The organism is Bianquea renquensis (assembly GCF_014384895.1).
Lineage (GTDB): Bacteria > Bacillota > Clostridia > Lachnospirales > Bianqueaceae > Bianquea > Bianquea renquensis.
The window spans coordinates 66,038-86,739 of record NZ_JACRSQ010000003.1 but is presented as its reverse complement, the minus strand read 5'-3'; the positions used below and the strand labels follow the sequence as shown (position 1 = coordinate 86,739).

The following is a 20,702-nucleotide window of genomic DNA, read 5'->3' as shown; positions in this document are numbered from 1 at the left end:
AGATTTTGGGGGAACTGACATGAAAAAAAAACTTGGAATCATGCTGGCCGTAGGTCTGTGTCTCATTCTTTTTGTCGTAAGCCCGCTATTTCCCTTTGTGCGCAGTCTGACGGTCATGTCAGTCTACAGCGGGATGCATCGCCAGGAGAGTCTCATGAGACAGGAGGGGATCCGCCTCAAAATTCCGGGGGGATTGTCCACTAGGGAGACAGACTGGTATCCCTTTGTCATGACCTTCAACGCCAGCGAGCCCTTTCAGCGATTCATTCAGGACCCAGGGGTCAAACTGACAATTCTGTATAATTTCCCGGCCTTCTCCATGAAAAAGGGGTGCAGCCGCCTGTTTGATCCGGCGTCTCCCTACTACAATAGCTTTTATGGCGCGTATCTGGTTCAGCGGGAGGACGGCAGTGCCTTTGGATTTACCGACGGCAAGCTGGATCTGGACCAGACGGCGCTAGTCCCCTGTTTTGACTTCTGGGAGCTAGTGCTGGATGATTTTGGATTGCCGGATGCGGACAAACAGTTTGACTGGCAGATTACGAAGCTGACAGAGAATGTATCCTACTTGGGATATGATGGCTGGTCCAGAGTGGAGGCCGATCTGACGGTTAACGGGGCGGCCCATAGAGCTTCGGGGTTTGTCCAGTCCTACTTGCAGTATGGCACACCGGCGTACCCTGTCTCGGAGGAATTCCAGCCGGTCCCCATGAAAGGCTTGGTCTACGGGCGCTATTTTGATGAGTGGAACACCAGCATTTTTTTCTACGTCCTGGCCACCACGGAGGAGCTGACACAGAAGTGCGATGAGGAAATATTGTCCAGGAGCGTGCTGGAATAGCGCATGGCTGTTCCTGAGAAAAAAGGTTGATTTTTGTGAGCAATTACGATATGATATTGTCTTAGGAAAAGCGCGAGCCGCATAGGATGGTGGTAAGTGAATTTTCCCTGGGGGGGAGACTGCCTTATGGCAGTCAGATTTTGGAGGTAAAATATGAAATTAAATGTTGTTGTGTTATTTGGGGGGCAATCTTCAGAGCATGAGATCTCCTGTTTGTCGGCTAAGACGATCATGGAGGCCATGGATTCGAAAAAGTACAATCTATACCCGGTCTATGTGGCGAAGGATGGGCAGTGGAGCCTATACAATGGGGATGTGTCAAAGTTGGATATGGATCGGATTCCAAACCGGACCATGCCGGCGGCCGCTCTATTGCCAGGCGCTGCCGACGGGAAGCTGATCATCTTTCGAGAGCAGGAAGTAATCCGGTTGAATGTTGACGTGGTCATCCCTGTCTTCCACGGCTTGATGGGAGAGGATGGGACGATTCAGGGCCTCCTGGAGATCGCCGGGATCCCGTACGTGGGCTGTGGCGTATTGGCGTCTGCGGTCGCCATGGATAAGCTGACGGCTAAGCGCCTGGTGGAGCCCCTGGGCATCCGGCAGGCTCGCTGGCTGGAGTTTACGGCTTCCCAACTGCTGGCCGGCACAGGCGGAGCGGTTGAGCAGGTGGAAAAGACCTTCTCCTACCCTGTCTTCATCAAGCCCTCCAGGGCGGGTTCCTCCGTGGGCGTCAGCAAAGCGGGAGATTCTATAGAACTGTCGAGAGGCCTCATGGAAGCTGCGCAGCATGACCGCAAGGTCATGGTGGAGGAAGCCATCGTTGGCCGCGAGGTGGAATGCGCTGTGCTGGGAAATGAGAACCCCAAGGCCTCCGGCATCGGAGAAATTTTGCCGGCGGCAGACTTTTATGATTACAATGCGAAATATCACAATGCGGATTCCAAGACGGTGCTCCACCCGGATTTCCCGGAGGAGACGGTGGCGCGGATACAGGACTGCGCTGTCCGGATTTTCCGCGCCATCGACGGCGCAGGTTTGGCCAGAGTTGATTTCTTTGTGGAGGATGGGACAAACGAGGTTGTCTTCAATGAGATCAACACCTTTCCTGGATTTACGTCAATCAGCATGTATCCCATGCTGTGGCAGGCGGAGGGAATGCCCATTTCAGAGCTGGTGGATGAATTGATCCGTCTAAGTCTATCGCGGTGAGGAGGAAGGTAGAGTGGATGCAAGACCAATCGGCGTATTTGACTCCGGGGTCGGCGGGCTCACAGTGGTGAGCCAGATGCGGCGAATGCTGCCGGGGGAGAGCATCGTGTATTTTGGGGACCTGGCAAGACTCCCCTATGGCAGTAAATCGAAGCAGAGCATTATTCAGTTCTCCCACCAGATTATGCGTTTCTTGCTGGGGCAGGATGTAAAAGCCGTGATCATTGCCTGCGGGACGGCAAGTTCCAACAGCCTGGAGGAGATGCGGGCCAGCTACTCCATTCCCATCATGGGCGTGGTGGAACCTGGGGCCCATGCGGCGGCCAACAAGACGAGAAATAAGCGGATCGGTGTGATCGGGACAGAGGCGACGGTATCATCGGGCGCGTACGGACAGCTGTTAGCAGGGCTGGACCCGGAGATTCAGGTATTCAGTAAAGCGTGTCCGCTTTTTGTTCCCCTTGTGGAAGAGGGCTGGTTTGACGATGGGGTTACGAGGGAAGTGATCCATCGATATCTGATCCCTCTGAAGGAGGAGGGCGTGGACACCTTGATCCTGGGCTGCACCCACTATCCCCTCCTGCGGGGTCTGATTCAAGAGGAAATGGGCGAGCAGGTGACGTTGGTTGATCCCTCCCAGGAGGCGGCCCTGTTAATGAAATCCTTTTTGATCAGCCACCAACGGCTGGCGGAGAACGCGGAAGGGAGCGTACGCTTCTACGCCAGTGACAGCACAGAAAAGTTCCAGCGTCTGGCGGAAGTCATTTTAGACTCGCCGATGATGCCGGTTAAGCGAATTGCCATTGAGAACTATTAAGAAAGAGGAACAGCATGGAGAAAAATGTGGTCGTATCCATAGTGGGAATGCACCGAGTTGGAGATGAGGAGGGGCAGCCACAGGAAATCGAGGTTGTCTCCCCTGGACAGTATTATGAAAAGGGGGGTAAGACTTACCTCACCTATTCGGAGTTCCTGGACCCCAATGATCCGGCATTGGAGACCCGCGCCACGGTTAAACTGGAGGACGGCAAAGTGACGTTGTCGCGCATGGGAAGCATAGGGACCCAGATGACGTTTATTCAGGGACAGAAGAGTCGCGTGTATTACAATACGCCCTTTGGGATGATGGAGATGGGAATCACCACCCGGAGAGTGAAGATCCAGCGGGATGAACATAGGCTCCAGATTTGCATCGACTATGCCTTGGAAGTCAACAATCAATTTAACGGCGCGAATAAGATTACCATCCATGTGGCGGATCACACGCAGAAAGTGAATTTGGCGTAAGCCCCCTGTGTGGACGGGGATAGAAGGAAAGCCCTCTGGGAGACCAGGGGGCTTTCCCATAGTATGGGAAAGGAAGCTGAAAATTTTGTATACCGAAACGAAGGGATCCCACACCGGATTGTATTTCGAAACAAATCTGCGGTGGGAGGAGGGCGAGATGGGCGTAGGTGTTTGACTTTTCAAAATGACCGTACTATAATTTTTTTATAGTTGACGGGAAGGGGTGTGAGACATGGCAGATTTGGAGACGATCATAAGCGCGGGCATCGATATCGGGACAACGACCACGCAGCTTGTCTTTTCCCGCCTGACTTTAAACAATACTAGGGGCTATGGCGTGACGCCGAAAATCGAGATTGTCCAAAAGGAACTTCTGTATCAAAGCAGAGTGTATTTTACGCCTCTGAAGAGTCAAGACGAGATCGATGGGCCGGCTGTGGGCAGAATCATCAAGCGTGAATATGAAAGAGCGGGTCTCACCCCTGCCATGATTCATACAGGCGCCGTCATCATTACGGGAGAAACGTCCCGCAAACAAAACGCGCGGTCAGTATGCCGTGAGATCTCGGAGATTGCCGGGGATTTTGTCGTGGCGGCGGCGGGCCCTGATCTGGAGGCAATCCTCGCGGGGAAGGGAGCGGGATGTCAGGAGATCTCGCAGATGCCTGAAAACCTGGGTAAAATCTGCTGCAATCTTGACATCGGCGGTGGAACCACCAACCTAGCCTGCTTTTCCGGTGGGACGGTGGTCTCCACCGGCTGTTTTGATATTGGAGGGCGTTTGATTCGCCTTGATCAGCAGAATCGGATCACATACATTGCGGATAAGCTGAAGGGACTGTTGGAACAAGAAGGGATTTTCATTAAAGCTGGAGATCATCTAAGCGCAGCCATGGCGGAACGGATCTGTGAACTCCTGTGTCAAATCCTGTTGTCCGCTGTGGGGCTAGGGCCTAAAACAAAATACATGGTTGACATGGCGACCAATCACGGAATCCACGTCCAGCCGGAGCTCTTTACCTTTTCCGGAGGCGTGGCGGACTGTATAGGGCAACCGTGGGATGATTTTGCTTTTGGGGACATAGGCGTTATCCTGGGCAGGGTCCTGCGCCGGTCTGAATTTTTCAAAGACGGGCGCACGGTTGCCGCCGCACAAACCTTGAGGGCGACAGTCATTGGCGCTGGCGCTTGCTCCATGCTGCTATCGGGCAGCACCATTGAATACCAAAATGGGGGATTTCCGCGAAAGAACATTCCGGTGCGCCGTCTATCCCTAGCGGAAAAGACAGAGATCGAGGACTTTGCACAGCAAATGCAGCGCAGCATTCAGGCGGCGGATCTTCTGGGCAATAGCCCGATCTGTGCCGTATCCTTTCATGGCCTTAAGACCCCGTCTTTTGGGGAAATTGAGAGACTGGCGGAGGAGATTGTGAAGGCTGAGTCAGCGCTTGCCTATGACGGTCCCATTATAATCGTGATGGAAGAGGATATGGGAAAAGCGCTGGGTCAGGCATTAAAGCGGAGACTGAAAAAAGGACGGGCCTTTATCTGCGTCGACGGGGTTGCCTGTTATGACGGTGATTTTATTGATATCGGACCGCCGGTGGCCAACGGCAAGGCGGTGCCGGTGGTTGTCAAGACCTTGGTCTTCCAATAAATCGAAAGGTGTGGGGTACAATGAAGCTAGGGTGTACGCTGTATGGAGAGACATTTCACTTTTCATCGGTCAAAGAGGTGCTGAGCAAGGCCAACGAACCGAAGTCAGGGGACGTTCTTGCCGGCGTCGCTGCCACCTCCCCGAAGGAAAGAATGGCGGCAAAGCTTGTCCTATCGGAGCTTACGGTACAGGATCTCCGGGAAAACCCGTCCGTTCCCTATGAAGAGGATGAGGTGACGAGAATCATTCAGGATGATCTTGATCTGACGGAATATGAAAAATTCAAATCCATGTCCATAGGGGAATTGCGGGAATGGATTTTAGCCTACGATACCACCTCCCAGATGATTCTGCAAGGGTCAAAAGGGCTGACAAGCGAGGTCATCGCCGGTGTGGCCAAATTGATGAGCAATCTGGATCTGATGTACGGCGCCAAAAAAATCGAGGTGTTCGCCCATTGCAATACGACCATCGGAGGACGCCACATATTTGCGTCACGCCTTCAGCCCAATCATCCCACAGATAACGTGCTGGGGGTTACCGCATCCCTGCTGGAAGGACTGAGCTACGCCTGTGGCGACGCGGTGCTAGGCGTCAATCCTGCGGTTGATACGGTTGACAGTACGACGGCGGTGCTGAATGTCCTGCACGATGTCCAGGAACGGTATGGCATACCAACCCAGAGCTGTGTGCTGTCTCACGTGTCAACCCAGATGAAGGCCGCTGAGGCTGGGACTCCCATCGATCTATGCTTCCAGTCCATCGCCGGGTCACAGAAGGCGCTGGAATCTTTTGGCGTGAGCGCCGCTATGCTTGGCGAAGCCCTGGCGCTTATGGAGGAGCGTGCAAGCTCCCAGGGACCCGACTATATGTATTTCGAGACTGGACAGGCATCGGAACTCTCCTCCGCCTCCCATCACGATACAGATCAGCAGACAATGGAATCCCGCTGTTACGGCCTTGCGCGCCATTACCATCCCTTTCTGGTCAACACAGTGGTGGGCTTTATGGGCCCAGAATATCTGTACGATGGCAAGCAGGTTATCCGAGCCGCCCTTGAGGACGTATTTTGTGGAAAAATGCACGGCCTGCCCATGGGCTGTGACTGCTGCTATACGAACCATATGCAGGCGGAACAGAATGATATGGACAATCTGATTGCCATCATGGCGGCGGCAGGGTGTACCTATGTCATGGGAATTCCCGAGGGGGACGATGTGATGCTGATGTATCAGACCACAGGTTTTCACGATATACAAACGATACGGGAGCTATTTGGACTGCACCCGATCAGAGAATTTGAGCGCTGGGCTGAAACCATGGGGATCCTGGAAAACGGCAGATTGACGGCAAGGGCGGGAGACCCGACCATATTTCAATGACAGGGGGTGCGATGCAGTATGGATAAAAACATGACAAAAGGAAATCAGAAGGATATTCTCGACCTTGACCTGACGGCGGTTCCGATGCAGGAGTTTTCCGAACTGCCGGAGCCGGAAAGTGCAGCGGTACTGGACCAGCTGAAAAAGGCGACGCCGGCCAGGATCGGAATCGGTCATGTGGGACCGCGCTATCATACAGCGGCGGCGCTGCGGTTTCAGGCGGATCAATACGCGGCGGCTGACGCGGTGATGGCGGAAGTGCCGGAGGAGGTTATCCAAAAGCTGGGATTCTTTGAAGTGAGAACGAAGTGCAAAGATAAATATGATATGCTGACGCGCCCCGATCTGGGAAGAAGTTTTGATGAGGAGGCGAAGCGGACCATCGCGGAGCGCTGCCTCCACAATCCCGATGTAGAGATTTATGTAGGGGATGGCCTCTGTTCACCGGCGGTTGAGGCCAACGTACCGGACTTATATTTTGCCATCCGCGCCTCTCTCGAGTATGATGGCATCTCCGTTGGCACACCCTTCTTCGTCCGGTATTGCCGGATGAACACTGCAAAAACCGTGGCGGAGCTATTGCATCCCAAGGTCACGTGCATTTTGTTGGGAGAGCGGCCGGGACTTCTCACGGCCAAGAGCATGTCGGCCTACATGGCATATAATGCGGGCTATCATATGAGAGAATCGGATTTCAACGTGGTGTCCAATATTAGCGCGGTGGGAATCCCGCCTGTTGAAGCGGCGGCTGCCATTGCCGACATGATTCGGGCCATGCTCAAGCAAAAGGCCAGCGGCTATAGCCTTGTGCTATAGCCGTTCTTTTGTATTGTATTGCAAGATGGCATGGACCGTGGTACAATAGAAAAAATGAGCGGCAGAGGGGAGGAACATAGGGATGGTCACAGTGGCCGATATTTTAAAATTCGATAGCTTTCAGGGCGTAACCGTGATCGCAGGCGAGGCGGGGGTAACAAATGAACTCTCGTGGGCTAGCTTTTCCATGCTTCACACGGCGTCGCAGGTATTGTCCAACGGGGATCTGTGTGTGCTAGCAAAATACCACCCAGCTCCTAAAAATCTTGTGGACGATTTCACCGTGTTCTTCAAGACTGCCAAAAAGAAAAATGTGGCGGCTGTGATGATCTCCTTCAGCGCCGGGTACATCCCATATCTGCCAAGGAAGGCAAAAGATCTCGCCGATCAGTATAGAATCCCAGTTCTAGAGGTTCCCTTCGAGAAGAAATATGCGCAAATGTACAAGGATGTGCTAGGGTATTGCATGAAGAGTAATAGGCAGGAAGGGGATGCAGGGGAGGTGGTGCGCCTTCTCGTAAGCGATCACTCCAGCGATATCGCGGCCGGAATTTATCGGATGCAGAACCTGGGCGTCAATGTCAATGGCAATTTCCAGGTGGCAGTGATTCGCGCCACATCGGATGGCGGGAAACCGGATGCCACCGCCCCGATCTCCAGAGGATTGCTCGACAGTATCAGTGAAAAAATCAGGGTTCTCTATGAGCGCCACTTCGCCTCCAGGATGCTGGCCGTGTACGATGAGCAGATCGTTCTGACCCTTTCCCTGGATTCCGATCATGAATTCATCGAGACGGAAACCTTTGCCCGCCAGATATTGAATTCCATCACAACCTTCGAGACGGAGGGCGTGCGGTTTCATTTGGGGATCAGTTCCGTTTTTGCCAGTCTGACGGAATATCGGGAGGCATATCTCCAGGCAATCCGGGCGATCCAAGTGGAGAACATCAGGTGGAATCAGGATCCAGTCATGCTGTTTGACAATATCGGGATTGCCCAGATCCTTCTGGAGATGCCCGATCCAGAGTGTCTGCGCCGGTTTTATGATCACCATCTGGGACGGCTGCGGGATCACGACGAGGCCAACGGAGGGATTCTGCTGGACACTTTGCGCTGCTTTTGCGCCTGCAACTTCACCGTTGACAAAACGGCGGAACTGCTGTACATCCACAAAAACACCCTGCGATACCGCATTCATCGCATAGAGGAGATATTGGGAATCAGCTTTTCGTCCATGGCCCAGATCGCCAATATTATAACCTGCATTGAAATTGAAAAGATTCTGCACATTCTTTGAAGAGGTGTCTGTCGAGGGAATGGCAAGCCGCGTTTTGTGCGTTCATGGATGATACCAAGAACGGCGGAAAAGCGAAAGATTTGAGAAGGCTGGCACGGGAAAGCAAGGCGGATATGAAGGAAATTGCGGATTCCTGCAACCTCGCGTTCGGCGGCTACAGTAAAATGATCAATGAAGAAATCTTAGAAAATCAACGTACAATTTGAAGTTTTTCTGAAATTAGATGTTGATTTTTTATTAAAATGGTATATACTATAATATAAAGATCTTATATGATCAGAATGAGGAGATTATTATGCTGATACAATTTAACTTTAAGAACTTCAAATCATTTCGTGATGAGGTGTCGCTGGACTTGTCAGCAACTAAAATAACAGAACACGAGGATCACGTTGTTGATATTGCAAATGATAAACTGCTGAAAGTAGCTGCTATTTACGGCGCTAACGCAAGCGGTAAGTCAAATGTGTACGATGCCTTTGACTACATGAGCTATTATGTGGCGGAGTCTTTTAAATTTGGAGATGAGGAAGAAGGCCGCCGGAAAAAGAGGGCGGACTATATGAAAGTTACTCCGTTTCTGTTTGATGATAATAGCCGCAATGAAGAGACCACGTTTGAGGTCTTTTATGTAGACAATTCTGAAAATACTGGAAAGGTATACCAATACGGTTTTTCCTTAAAAGAGGATGAGGTAGTGGAAGAATGGCTGTATTCCAAAGCCAAGACTGCAAGAAACAATTACAGAACTGTCTTTTACCGAAAAAAAGGCGAAGAGCTGGAAATGAACGGGTTTTCCAAGAACCATGTGGAGAATATTAAGGTGTCACTGAATAAAGAATCGCTTATCGTTTCCCTGGGAGCAAAGCTGCGGGTTGCCAAACTTAAGAAGGTAAGGGATTGGTTCCTAAACAACGATACCATCGATTTTGGTGATCCGGCAGAGAACTTCTTTCGCTCTAGAGTCCTTCCGGACGGGTTTGTAGATAGGAAAGAAGTGCAGGAGAATGTGGTAAAATATTTTGGTTCCTTTGATGAGTCAATACAGGATTTTGAAGTGGAGGAGCTGCCGCCGGAAGACGAGAAGGATACAAGCAAAAGTTTTGTAATTGATGCCCTCCATAAAAAAGTGGGAAGTCAGGAGCTGGCCTCCATTCCGTTAAAGCAGGAATCCAGCGGTACACTGAAAATGTTTGCGCTTTATCCATCGTTGAAAGACGTGCTGGATAATGGGGGAACATTATTTATAGACGAACTGAATGCTAGGCTGCATCCATTGCTGGTCAGGAATATTATACTGACCTTTTTATCGCCAGAAATTAATACGCAGAATGCTCAGCTTATTTTTACTACCCATGATATTTGGCAGTTTTCTAATGAACTGCTGCGTAGGGATGAAATCTGGATGGTCAATAAAAACGGGGATGGAGTATCTGAACTGTATTCGCTGGCTGAGTTTAAAGACGAGGACGGTAATAAAGTGCGCAGAGACGAGGCTTTGGCAAAGAACTACCTGACAGGAAACTATGGCGCTATTCCGGCATTGAAACCGATGAAGATGCTTACAGGGAGAACTGCGGATGGCGAATAAAAGTGGAGGAAAGCTCAGTGATCGCAGATCCGGGAAAAGAAAAGACCGGAACCAGCGTGTGGGAACAAGAGTACCAGAGTTGGGATATTACCTGATTGTGACAGATACAGAGGAGACGGAGAAGAATTATTTTGAGGGCCTGCGGGACAGTATTCCGGCAGAACTGAAAGATCGCCTGGTGATAAAAGTGGAAAAGACCAAGACGGTAGAACTGGTGGAACGGGCGCTAGAGCTTGCAAATATGGAGCCGCAGTACCGTATTCCATGGATTGTCTTTGACCGGGACCAAGTAAAGGATTTTGATGATATTATTCAGGCGGCAGAGAAAAGCGGTATCGGTGCAGGCTGGTCCAATCCCTGCTTTGAGATTTGGATGTATGCCTATTTTGGCGAGATGCCGGCAATATGGGAATCATATACATGCTGTGACCGGTTTGCGGATAAATTTGAGAAGGTTACGGGGCAGAAATATATTAAGAAGGATAAGAATATTTACCGCAAGCTGGTGCAGTATGGGAATGAGGAGAAGGCAATTCAGATAGCGGAACGGTGCTATAAGAAGTGCTTGGATGATGGGAAAAATAAGCCATCGGAGATGTGCCCGGCTTGTATGGTGCAGCGGTTGGTGGAAGAAATATGTAAAAAAATATGTAATTGCTAGCGAGGAGGATATAATTTATGAAATTAAAGAAACAATTTTCTGACTTTTATAAAGAAATTAAGATTGATGAGGAGGTTGAGGATTTAAGAGAAAAGCGTGAAATATTGCAGAACGACATTGAAAACTCAGAACAAGGAGACCGTGATTTTTCATTATGAAAAAGATACATATCCTTGGGGGATTAATGTTTACAGGAAAACACCAGTTATATTACAAGATATTTGCCGCCGGCAAAATAAAATACTATACAAAAAATAAAAGAAAAAATTGGATATAATTTGAATGCTTATAACCTTGAACAAAGGTTGATATGATTTTATGTCCAAAAATCTAATTGCATTTTTGGGCATAATGCAGTATACTAAAAGCAAACAAAGGAGTTTTCCCGGGAGCCATGCTCTTGAGGAAAGCTCCTTTCGTTTTTCAGGGAATCAATACGGAATGGAGGAATTAAAATGAGCAATCACGGTGGAAACAGCGCGGCGATACCGGATATAGGAAATGGCATCCTCTCCTATTCGGCGGTTCAGTTTGATCCCATCAGCGCCAATACTCTTGAAGAGGTGGATCAAAACGCAGACCGCATTCTTCAGTGGATGGATCGAGCGGTTGTGGGGAACCCTGGATGCGATATCATCGTATTTCCAGAATGTTGCTTTCAGGGGATGGCGCCGGTCAACTGGCTGCAAGTTGGAATTGCCATCAATTCCGTTCCGATCCAAAAAGTTTGCGCCAAATGCAAAGAACTTTCGGTGTGGGGAATCTTCAATCCATGGATCAAGCCAGAGGATGGCTCCGACATTGAAAACACAGCCATCGTCGTCAATGACCAGGGCGAAATCGCGGCTCAATACATCAAAATGAATCCGGCCCTTTCCATGGAACCGACAAAGCCCGGACGGGATATGGTGGTCTGCAATGGACCCAAAGGGTCTAAAATCGCAATCCTGATCTGCGCCGACGCGCTGTACCCGGAATGTTGGCGGGAAGCGGCGTTCAAGGGCGCCAATGTGGTATTTCATATTTCCCACTGGCCGATTCCAGGCGAAAGAATGTGGAAGATTACCAACCAGGCCGGCGCGATTTTTAATAGTTACTATGTGATCGGCGTAAACTCCGTCTGTACCGATGAGGGATACTCCTTTTTTGGAGGTTCCATGGCAGTTGATCCCATGGGAATGATTACCTACGAAGCGCCGAGGGGAATGCCCTGTGTGTTCACAGGCGCAATCTCGCCTATGGCAGTGGATGCCGCCCGCATCAGCGGTTCCAATTTACTCTGGACAGCATACCATCGCGGCGCTTGTTCTGCGGATCAAAAGGGCGTTGGGCTGGACTTGAGCGATTATACCTTTTACAGTGCGCACAGCGGAGAAGAAAACTAGGGGGTGCCTTCCATGGAAAAGCAATTTATTCAAGAGGAACATTTCTTTTTGAAAGCCGTTGAAAAGGCGGCAATCTCTTTCCCGATCTCACGGGAAGCCGCCGTGAAAAAAGCAGATGGGATCTGTGTCAAAACAGATTTTGACCAGTGTACGCCGTTACAGGAAATTCTTGCGAAGCTGGGGCCCAATGAAATTGAAAATTACACGCAGCTGAGGCAGGCCTATCTTTCCGCAAGCGCGGCGGAGCTAAAAGAGAAACTCGGTTACTAAACTATAAACGAATATGCGATGATCGAACAATGGGGTTTGAGTCTCGAAGCGAATGCTTCTTGCTCAGCCCCTTTTTCCTTAGATTGTAAATGACATTGAAGAGAGAGGAAGGATCCATATGAAACGACTGAAAATGAGTGCCGCCTTATTTCTTGTGGCGGCCTTAATGGCTTGCATACTGGCAGCGTGCAAGGGCGGAGGGGCGTCCTCCGATTCCACAACCCCTGCGGCCAACGGTGAAATCGAATATAAAGACGAGATCAAAGTTGCCATCCCAGTTGAACCGCCGGCGCTGGACCCGCACACCACGGGAACGACCGCCTGCCGTGATGTGACCCGCTATATCTATGAAATGCTTTTTGAGTTGGACCAAAACTATGAGGCAAAGCCGCAGCTCTGCCAATCCTACACGGTGAACGACGACTATACGGACTTTACCTTTGTCCTTCGCCAGGGCGTTACCTTTCACAATGGGAAGGAGATGAAGGCGGATGATGTGGTTGCCTCGCTGAACCGTTGGCTTGGGTACACAGCGTATGCGAACCGTGTCATCGATTCAGAATTCTATAGGATTGACGACTATCAGGTGGGAATCAAGCTCAGTCAGCCCTGCGTTACGCTGACCGAGCTTCTCGCCAATCCAGCCCAGTCGGCGGTCATTATGCCGGCCGAGGTGGTGGAAGCGGCAGGCGCGGGAAATGTCAGCGAATACATCGGCACCGGTTCGCTTAAGTATGAGTCCTATACACCGGGAGAATCCATCACCCTGACAAAGTTTGAGGACTATCAACCGCCGGTGGACGAATCCGGGACCGCGTATCCCCTTGATGGACAGTGGGGAGATCGAACCGTGTATTTCAATACATGTACCTTCTACTTTGTGCCGGAATCCTCGGTTCGGCTTGTGGGCGTGGAGACAGGGGAATATGATATGTTGACAAATCTGGACTACGGCGATATTGAATCGGCCAAAGGGGACGCCCAGAGCTATGGGCTCCAGCTAATAACCGATATGGGCTGCAACGGCGGCATTAGTTTTAACCTATATAGCAGCCTCTTTGCTGATGATACCATCCGCGCGGCGGCGTATTACGCTGTGGACCCGGAACTTGTCTCATCCGCCTCAATTTTTGACAGTGAGTATTATTATACTGACGCTTGTTACCTTGCGCCAGAATCGAAATGGCATACGGATGTGGCCGACAGCGAGTATGGCCAGGATCAGGAGAAAGCGAAATCATTGCTTGCAGAAAGCTCCTATAATGGGGAAGAAATCGTCATCTTAAACACCAGCGCGTATCCGGAATTGGACCGGGCGTCCAAGATTCTCCAGCAGCAGCTGGAGGCCGTGGGCTTCAATGTAAAATTAGAGACCTACGACTGGAGTGGTTGGCTTAACAAGGTTCTGACCTTCGAAGGCTACGATATGTTTGTCATGAGCTACGCCGTAATGTACAACCCCACGATCTGCTCCTATCTGTACTCGCCTCTCAGCGGCGCTACAAATGTGGACGGTTTCAGCCAGCGTTTCGCCGCCTATGACACGGCCACAAGTTTTGATGAAGCGTACGCGGCATGGGAAGAGTTGCAGGCGTTCTGTGCTGAGAAGCACATTATCATCAAATACGGCGACTATTACTACTGCGATATCGCCAGCGAAAAGGTAGAAAACTTTAATGCGTTTATGGGTGTTGTCCTTTGGGGCGTAAAGGTTGCCAAATAGGCGCAACGGTTGCCGGGCGAGAAGGAGGCTGTAATCTGCTATGGCGAAATATTTGTTGAAGAGGCTTGGCACTAGCATCATCACCTTTGTGCTTGTGTCGTTCGTTGTGTATTTTCTTATCGATGCCACGGGAGATCCGGCGCGTCAGGCTCTCGGCACGGACTATACAGAGGAGCAGTATCAAGCGAAGCTGGAGGAATATGGACTAGACGCCCCATTTCTGGCGCGATATGGGACGTGGCTCATTCATTTTGTCATGGGGGATATGGGACAGTCATTTATCGACAAGGGGGAGACGGGGGTGGTGGCCAAACAGGTCATATCCGGCCTTGGCCCCACCTTCGCCCTGGCCTCCATCTCCATGGTGGTGGTTCTGGTGATTGCGATTCCGCTGGGAATCTTTGCGGCAAAACATAAAAACGGTGTCGGGGATGGCGCGGTGGTGTCAGCATCGCTGCTTGGCATCTCGGTTCCGGTTTTTGTCCTGTGCGCTGTCCTCATGTTTATTTTTGCAGCAAAGTGGAAGGTGTTGCCGGTGGCCGGTTACCGGTCGCCATTGGAGGGGGGAGCGGGGGAGTTTATCCGCTATATGATCTTGCCGGTGGCCTCCCTGTCGGTTCTGAATATTGCGTACGTGACCAGGATGACGAGATCGGCAATGCTGGACGTCCTGGGAACCGACTATATAAAATCAGCCAAGGCGAAGGGCTTACGGCAGAGCAAGGTTTTCTATAAGCATGCGCTGAAAAACGCCTTTAACGTCATCCTCACAGTGATCGGACAGACCTTTGCCTCCATGCTTGCCGGTGCCGCTGTCGTGGAGACGTTCTTCAATATTCCGGGAATGGGCGTGCTCTTGATTAAGTATATCAACAAGAGCGACTATAACATGATATTGGGGTTCGTCATGACGATCTGCCTCATCTTTATCGTCATCAACCTGGTGGTGGATCTGCTCTATGGGGTGTTTGACCCGCGGGTGCGCGTAGCGGGCAAGGCTGTAAACTAAAGGAGGAATCCCTATGAAACAAGAGGCGGTCATGGTGACAAAGGGAAATCGAAAAGGAGTGCATCTCAGCGAGACAGCCAAGCTGCGGCTGACAGTATTCTTCAAGAATAAGTTTGCAGTGGCCGGCGCCATCCTAACCCTGCTGCTCATTCTGTTTGCCGTTTTCGGGGCGTCCATCTCGCCCAACTATAACTATACCTTCAACCCGGAGCTCTCAACCCTCAGGCGGTCTGCGCCAACGGCTCAGAACTGGTTTGGAGTGGACGATCAGAGCCGTGACCTGTATTCCTGCTGTGTGTTTGGCGTGCGGATATCTCTCATGGTGGGATTTTTCGTGTCCATCTGTGCCACCGTATTTGGCGTGATATTGGGATTGCTGGCCGGTTACTTTAAATTTTTGGATAACATTCTAATGCGGATATGCGACGCCCTGACGTCCATTCCGGCGATTCTGCTGGCGCTAATCTTTGTCGCCATCTTCGGGCCAGGGATATCCAACATTATCATTGCGCTCACCGTTATCTATACGCCGGCCATCGCCCGCGTTGCCCGGGCGTCAACCCTATCGGTCCGGGAGATGACGTATATCGAGGCTTGTGGGTCCGTCGGGGCCAGATGGCCTAGAATTCTGTTCCGGCATATCCTGCCCAATATCATGTCACCCATCATTGTGCAGATGACATTTATCTTCGCATCCTCCATCATCGTGGAGGCTTCGCTGAGCTTTTTGGGCGTTGGGATTCCGAGCGATATGCCAAGCCTCGGAAGGCTCATCTATGAGGCAAAGAGTGTGTCCATTATCACAACGGCTCCATATCTTACCTTCATTCCCGGAGCCATTATGGTGTTACTCGTTCTCGGTATCAACCTGTTGGGCGATGGACTTCGCGATATGCTGGATTCATCGTCCCATTAAACATTTGGAGGGGATTTCCATGACGCAGAAAGAAAAGCTGCTGGAGGTAAAGGATCTGAAGACGGTATTCCACACGATTCGCGGCAGGATTACCGCTGTCGACGGCGTTTCCTTCGAAGTCGGCGGCGGGGAGATTCTTGGAATCGTGGGAGAATCCGGATGTGGAAAAAGCGTAACATCCCAATCCATCCTGCGCCTATATGATGAGAAGAAGCAGGTTACCTATACAGGACAGATCAATTTTAAAAATACGAATCTGTTGGAGCTTTCAGAGCGTGACATGCAAAGCATACGGGGCAATGAGATTGCGATGATCTTTCAGGATGCGCTGAGCTCGCTGAACCCGGTCTTTACCATAGGGGAGCAGATTGCGGAGGCCATCCGCGTTCACAATAAGGGGATCAAGAAAAAACAAGCGATGGAGAGGGCAGTCCAGCTCCTGGAGCTGACGGGGATTCCCGCTCCGGAAGAGCGGGTTCACGCCTATCCCCACGAGATGTCCGGCGGTATGCGACAGAGGGCCATGATCGCCATGGCACTGGCGTGCGAGCCCAAATTGTTAATTGCGGACGAGCCGACCACTGCCCTGGACGTCACCATTCAGGCGCAGATTATGGAACTCATCTGTGAACTTCATGACAGGCTGGGCATGGGTGTCATTCTCATCACCCATGATCTGGGCGTCGTATCGCAGGTGTGCACCCGTGTCGTTGTCATGTATCTGGGACAGATTATTGAGAACGGACCAGTCCAAGACATTTTTCAGAGGCCGCTTCACCCGTACACTGCCGGCTTAATCGCCTCCATCCCAACGCTGGAGACGGAAAAGCGGAAAAAATTATACATGATAAAAGGTTCCGTTCCGGCAATGGATAAGGCGGCGAAGGGCTGCCGATTTTATGACCGGTGTGAGCGGGCGATGGATCGGTGTCAGGAGTGTCCCCCGCCTTTGGTGGAATCAGAGAACGGGCACTGCGCCTATTGCTGGAATCCAAATCTTGAGGGGGCAACCTCCTTGAGGGAGAGGAGGGCGTTATGATGGGGGGAGAGAACCGTGCCATGCTGCGGGTCACAAATCTGACAAAAGAATTTCCCATCAACCAAGGGGTGTTTAAAAAGTCCAAAGTCGCCGTCCATGCTGTGACCGACGTTTCCTTCGAGGTACGGGAGGGTGAGACTATGGGACTCGTGGGAGAGTCTGGATGTGGAAAAAGTACAGCGGGCCGCTCCGTGCTGCGCCTCATTGAGCCCACATCGGGGACCATCGAATATAAGGGGCGGGATATAACAAACTTGCCCTCCGGAGAAATGCGTATGCTACGGCGGGAACTGCAGATGATCTTTCAGGATCCGTACACGTCGCTGAATCCGCGGATCCAGATCGGTAAGATCGTAGAAGAGCCCATGCGCATCTTCAAGATGTATGACAGCAATAAAGAGTACCGGGATCGCGCCATGGAGATGCTTTCCAAGGTGGGAATCCGGCCAGATCAATACACGCGATATCCCCATGAATTTTCTGGAGGTCAGCGGCAGCGGATCGGCCTGGCCAGAACGCTCGTCCTGAACCCCAAGATGATTATCTGCGATGAGCCGGTGTCGGCGCTGGATGTATCCACCCAGTCCCAAGTTCTAAACCTTTTGGCGGAGATTAAAGAAAAGATGGGGATCACGTACATTTTTATCTCCCATAACATGAGCGTCGTCAAATATGTCTCCGACCACATTGGCGTCATGTACCTCGGCCATATGGTGGAGCAGGCGCCCAGCGAAGAGATGTTTGCGAATCCGCTTCATCCTTATACCCGCGCTCTGTTGTCGGCGGTTCCGGAGGTAAACCCGGAGGTGAAAAAAGAGAGGATCGTATTGCCAGGCGACATTCCGTCCCCCATCAACTCTCCGTCAGGCTGTGTATTCCACAACCGTTGTCCCTATGCAACCGAGGAATGTACTTATGTAGTGCCGGCTTTTCGGGAGGTCGCACAGGGCCATAAAGTCGCCTGCGCAAAGGCCGGGCAAATATAAGGGAAAGGAGAGCACACGGAATGGGAAATTTTGTTATCACCATAGCAAGAGGGTTTGGCAGCGGGGGCAAGGAGATTGCGTCTGCGGTGGCAAAGGATTTAGGAATTCATTGCTATGAGAACCGGATTTTGTCTCTCGCCTCGCAGCTTGCCGGACTGGACGAGGCACATTTTCAGGAGATCGATGAGAGGCTGCGGCCGAAAGCTTTGCTAGGCACATTGCAGGAGCTGCCAAGAGCCTTAAATGCCAATCCGGTTACGAAAAATTTTATGTCGGATCGCACGCTGTTTGAATACCAGGCCAAGATTATCCGGCAGCTGGCTGATACAGAGTCCTGCGTTATCGTGGGAAAGTGCGCCGATTTCGTGCTCCGGGACCATGAAAATGTGTTTAGCTTTTACATTGAGGCGCCCAGGCCCTACTGTCGCGACAATGTAGTCCGCAGGATGGGGGTCTCAGGGCGGGAGGCGGATAAGCTTATCTCGAAGACGGATAAATACCGTGCGGATTACTATAAGCACTACACGGGGGGCAATTATTGGACCAATCCGGTCAACTATGATTTGACGCTCAACGCTGAAAAAGTGGGCAAGGATAACTGTATCAAAGTCATTAAAAGCTATGTGGCGCTGCGGTGCGGACAGACAGGGTGATGCCGCGCTCATAGCTGTACAATGCGGCCGTCCAAAAAAGGATCTTGCCGGTTACATCTGCTGAAAATGGACAAGAGTGGAGCCGTGGGGCGGAAGGGTGACCTGGTAGGCCCCCTCGAAGCTCCCCAGTTGCTCATCGGTCCAGTGCTCCACCGCGCTGTGGAGGCCATTCAGATCAATGTGGAAGGTGCGTTCGCGCTCCCCCCAATTGATAAACGCAACAGTGCGCACATCACCTTCATAGCCAAGGTCGAGGACACCAGGGATAAAGGAGTCCATCAGGTCAAGGGGACGCCCCGTGCGGTCTCCTACCGGGAAGAGGCGCGCGTATTGATCGATCTGCGCCTCCTCCATGAGGGGCAGCTTGTCGGAGAGAAAGAGCGCCCCGCCCGCAGCATACATTGCGGTCAGGAAGGTGCGTATTTCCTCATCGGTGCGAGAGCAATAGCGACGGCAATCCCCATCCTCATTTTCCTTTTTGCGGATCATCAGACAATCGGGATCGCTTATAAACAGATTTCCGTTCATATAATAGCGCTTCAGCGTCAGGTTAAACTCTTTAATGAGGGACTCCCAGCGCTCAAAGATATCCACTGAGATCCGCATCCCGTCCACAAATTCTGCGATCTCAAATAGGGGGCTTGTGCAGGCGAGTATATAGGTGTCAGGGTGACTCGCTTCCCGCGCCAGGCGGAAATACTCCCGCACATTTTGGAGAGCGCCGGCGTCCGGATCGTGATACACGCCGGCAGTCATATAATCGCTCACGATGTCAATCTTCAGATACCGGTATCCCCAATCGTAGGTTATCTTGTGATATAGCTGGCGCACATATTCCTTCGCCTCCGGGTGGGTCACATCCAACATGACGTAATCGCCACGAACAGCGAGTTCGCCGTCGGCATTCTTGACAAACCAATGGGGATGGGTCTTGGCGATTTCTCCGTTCCGCTCAAAATTGAAGGGCGACAGCCAGATCCCTGGGATTAATCCGTGGGAGCGGATCTGGTCAGCATAGAATTTCATCCCCTGTGGGAAACGCTGTACATTCGTCTGCCCATTGTGATTGCCTTCCGCCCATCCGGCATCGATCTGGAAAACCTGTAGGGGCACACGGTCCCGAATCTCATCAATTTTCGTCAAGTTCTCATATACCATGCGCTCATTGATATTGTCCATATAGTAATACCACGAACTGTAGCCTGAGGGCACGCCGGCGTGGCGGTCAACAAACCGATTAAAATCGTGGATGAATCGGGTATAGGACGGCAATTCTGCTGTCATGTCGCCGTAAAGGGAGAGCAGCATCCAGTCGGAGCGGAGCATCTGACCGGCCTTGAGTTTTCTCCCTTCGAGGAGGTGGCGCAGCTCGATTATTCCATTTTCGCAGGCAAACACACTGGAAAAGTATCGCTCAAAGGAGACAAATCCGAAATTCAGCGCCCTGCCGGCGCAATCGAGGATGGGCATATGGACCGCGCTCTCGCAGAAATCATTTTCTGTAAAGCGCTGAACCGCCGTGCGCGAATTCATGTCAAAGAGGAGAACGCCGTTGTAGGACGTATATCCGTTGCGCATGGCGCGGTCCAGGCGGTCGGCATACATTCCGCCCAGCGCAATCACAGTTTCCGGGTCCTTGTCATCGCCAGTATTTCGCGTTTCGGTGCGGAGCAGTGCATTTGTCCCGCTCAATGCAGCGTACAGGCGGCTGTTTTCACATTCTGCGATAAAATAGCGAACCTCCCTGCCCAGAACAGAAAAATCTTTGATATCTGTGAACGGCGGACACTCCTGCACAGTCCAGCTCTGGCTGGGATAATCCTTTAATACATTGTACATGTCGCCCCAATATCGGGTGCCAGTGTATAGGGAGTGGAAGACGGTGCTCCCATCCTCCTGGACAATAGCTGGCTTCTCATTTTGAATCGTTAAGATCATCGGTATATCCTCCTCATAACAATGTAACCGCGAGGGGTC

General features: G+C 51.4%; 20 protein-coding genes. 19 read left to right on the top strand and 1 reads right to left on the bottom strand.

Translation table 11 applies throughout. The features are described from left to right. Positions 1 to 19: 19 nt before the first annotated feature. From H8730_RS03290 to H8730_RS03200, 19 genes are all read left to right on the top strand, one after another. Positions 20 to 841, top strand: coding sequence for a hypothetical protein (locus H8730_RS03290; protein WP_177713559.1), 822 nt, complete (start codon positions 20 to 22; stop codon positions 839 to 841). A gap of 153 nt (positions 842 to 994) precedes the next feature. Continuing rightward, on the top strand, positions 995 to 2,053 hold the full coding sequence (locus H8730_RS03285) for a D-alanine--D-alanine ligase family protein (protein WP_177713558.1): 1,059 nt from the start codon (positions 995 to 997) through the stop codon (positions 2,051 to 2,053). 13 nt (positions 2,054 to 2,066) lie between these two features. Beyond that, positions 2,067 to 2,870, top strand: coding sequence for a glutamate racemase (murI, locus tag H8730_RS03280; protein ID WP_177713557.1), 804 nt, complete (start codon positions 2,067 to 2,069; stop codon positions 2,868 to 2,870). Between the two features lie 14 nt (positions 2,871 to 2,884). Next, entirely contained in the window at positions 2,885 to 3,340 is a 456-nt protein-coding gene (locus tag H8730_RS03275) for a YwiB family protein (RefSeq protein WP_177713556.1), read from the top strand. A gap of 232 nt (positions 3,341 to 3,572) precedes the next feature. Further along, positions 3,573 to 4,997 (top strand): ethanolamine ammonia-lyase reactivating factor EutA, encoded by a 1,425-nt coding sequence (locus H8730_RS03270; protein ID WP_177713555.1) that lies wholly within the window; start codon positions 3,573 to 3,575, stop codon positions 4,995 to 4,997. Positions 4,998 to 5,017: 20 nt separating this feature from the next. Then, on the top strand, positions 5,018 to 6,379 hold the full coding sequence (locus tag H8730_RS03265; RefSeq protein ID WP_177713554.1) for an ethanolamine ammonia-lyase subunit EutB: 1,362 nt from the start codon (positions 5,018 to 5,020) through the stop codon (positions 6,377 to 6,379). Between the two features lie 18 nt (positions 6,380 to 6,397). Continuing rightward, a complete protein-coding gene (gene eutC / locus H8730_RS03260; RefSeq protein WP_249289368.1) occupies positions 6,398 to 7,195 on the top strand; it encodes an ethanolamine ammonia-lyase subunit EutC in 798 nt (265 codons plus the stop codon). An 82-nt stretch (positions 7,196 to 7,277) separates the two neighbouring features. Beyond that, positions 7,278 to 8,492 (top strand): helix-turn-helix domain-containing protein, encoded by a 1,215-nt coding sequence (locus tag H8730_RS03255; protein ID WP_177713553.1) that lies wholly within the window; start codon positions 7,278 to 7,280, stop codon positions 8,490 to 8,492. Positions 8,493 to 8,787: 295 nt separating this feature from the next. After that, the gene (locus H8730_RS03250; protein ID WP_177713552.1) at positions 8,788 to 10,083 is read left to right on the top strand and encodes an AAA family ATPase; all 1,296 of its coding nucleotides are present in this window, start codon (positions 8,788 to 8,790) and stop codon (positions 10,081 to 10,083) included. Further along, positions 10,073 to 10,744 (top strand): RloB family protein, encoded by a 672-nt coding sequence (locus H8730_RS03245; RefSeq protein ID WP_177713551.1) that lies wholly within the window; start codon positions 10,073 to 10,075, stop codon positions 10,742 to 10,744. Before H8730_RS03250 ends, H8730_RS03245 begins: the two co-directional genes overlap by 11 nt. Positions 10,745 to 10,761: 17 nt before the next feature. Further along, positions 10,762 to 10,902 carry a hypothetical protein gene (locus H8730_RS03240; RefSeq protein ID WP_177713550.1) on the top strand — a complete coding sequence of 47 codons (141 nt, stop codon included), beginning with the start codon at positions 10,762 to 10,764 and terminating at the stop codon, positions 10,900 to 10,902. 297 nt (positions 10,903 to 11,199) lie between these two features. Further along, positions 11,200 to 12,129 carry a nitrilase-related carbon-nitrogen hydrolase gene (locus tag H8730_RS03235; RefSeq protein ID WP_177713549.1) on the top strand — a complete coding sequence of 310 codons (930 nt, stop codon included), beginning with the start codon at positions 11,200 to 11,202 and terminating at the stop codon, positions 12,127 to 12,129. A 12-nt stretch (positions 12,130 to 12,141) separates the two neighbouring features. Continuing rightward, complete coding sequence (locus tag H8730_RS03230; protein ID WP_177713548.1) at positions 12,142 to 12,399, top strand: hypothetical protein; 258 nt, start codon at positions 12,142 to 12,144, stop codon at positions 12,397 to 12,399. A gap of 118 nt (positions 12,400 to 12,517) precedes the next feature. Further along, a complete protein-coding gene (locus H8730_RS03225) occupies positions 12,518 to 14,122 on the top strand; it encodes an ABC transporter substrate-binding protein (protein WP_177713547.1) in 1,605 nt (534 codons plus the stop codon). Positions 14,123 to 14,162: 40 nt separating this feature from the next. Further along, the gene (locus H8730_RS03220; protein ID WP_177713546.1) at positions 14,163 to 15,131 is read left to right on the top strand and encodes an ABC transporter permease; all 969 of its coding nucleotides are present in this window, start codon (positions 14,163 to 14,165) and stop codon (positions 15,129 to 15,131) included. A gap of 13 nt (positions 15,132 to 15,144) precedes the next feature. Next, on the top strand, positions 15,145 to 16,047 hold the full coding sequence (locus H8730_RS03215) for an ABC transporter permease (protein ID WP_177713545.1): 903 nt from the start codon (positions 15,145 to 15,147) through the stop codon (positions 16,045 to 16,047). A 19-nt stretch (positions 16,048 to 16,066) separates the two neighbouring features. After that, complete coding sequence (locus H8730_RS03210; protein WP_249289366.1) at positions 16,067 to 17,086, top strand: ABC transporter ATP-binding protein; 1,020 nt, start codon at positions 16,067 to 16,069, stop codon at positions 17,084 to 17,086. Further along, a complete protein-coding gene (locus tag H8730_RS03205; protein WP_177719368.1) occupies positions 17,083 to 18,072 on the top strand; it encodes an ABC transporter ATP-binding protein in 990 nt (329 codons plus the stop codon). Before H8730_RS03210 ends, H8730_RS03205 begins: the two co-directional genes overlap by 4 nt. A 20-nt stretch (positions 18,073 to 18,092) precedes the next feature. Next, positions 18,093 to 18,725 (top strand): cytidylate kinase-like family protein, encoded by a 633-nt coding sequence (locus tag H8730_RS03200; RefSeq protein WP_177719367.1) that lies wholly within the window; start codon positions 18,093 to 18,095, stop codon positions 18,723 to 18,725. Positions 18,726 to 18,776: 51 nt separating this feature from the next. On the opposite strand, the gene H8730_RS03195 is transcribed toward H8730_RS03200, so the two are convergent. Further along, positions 18,777 to 20,663, bottom strand: a complete 1,887-nt coding sequence (locus H8730_RS03195; RefSeq protein WP_177719366.1) for a glycoside hydrolase family 36 protein — start codon at positions 20,661 to 20,663, stop codon at positions 18,777 to 18,779. Between the last annotated feature and the right edge of the window lie 39 nt (positions 20,664 to 20,702).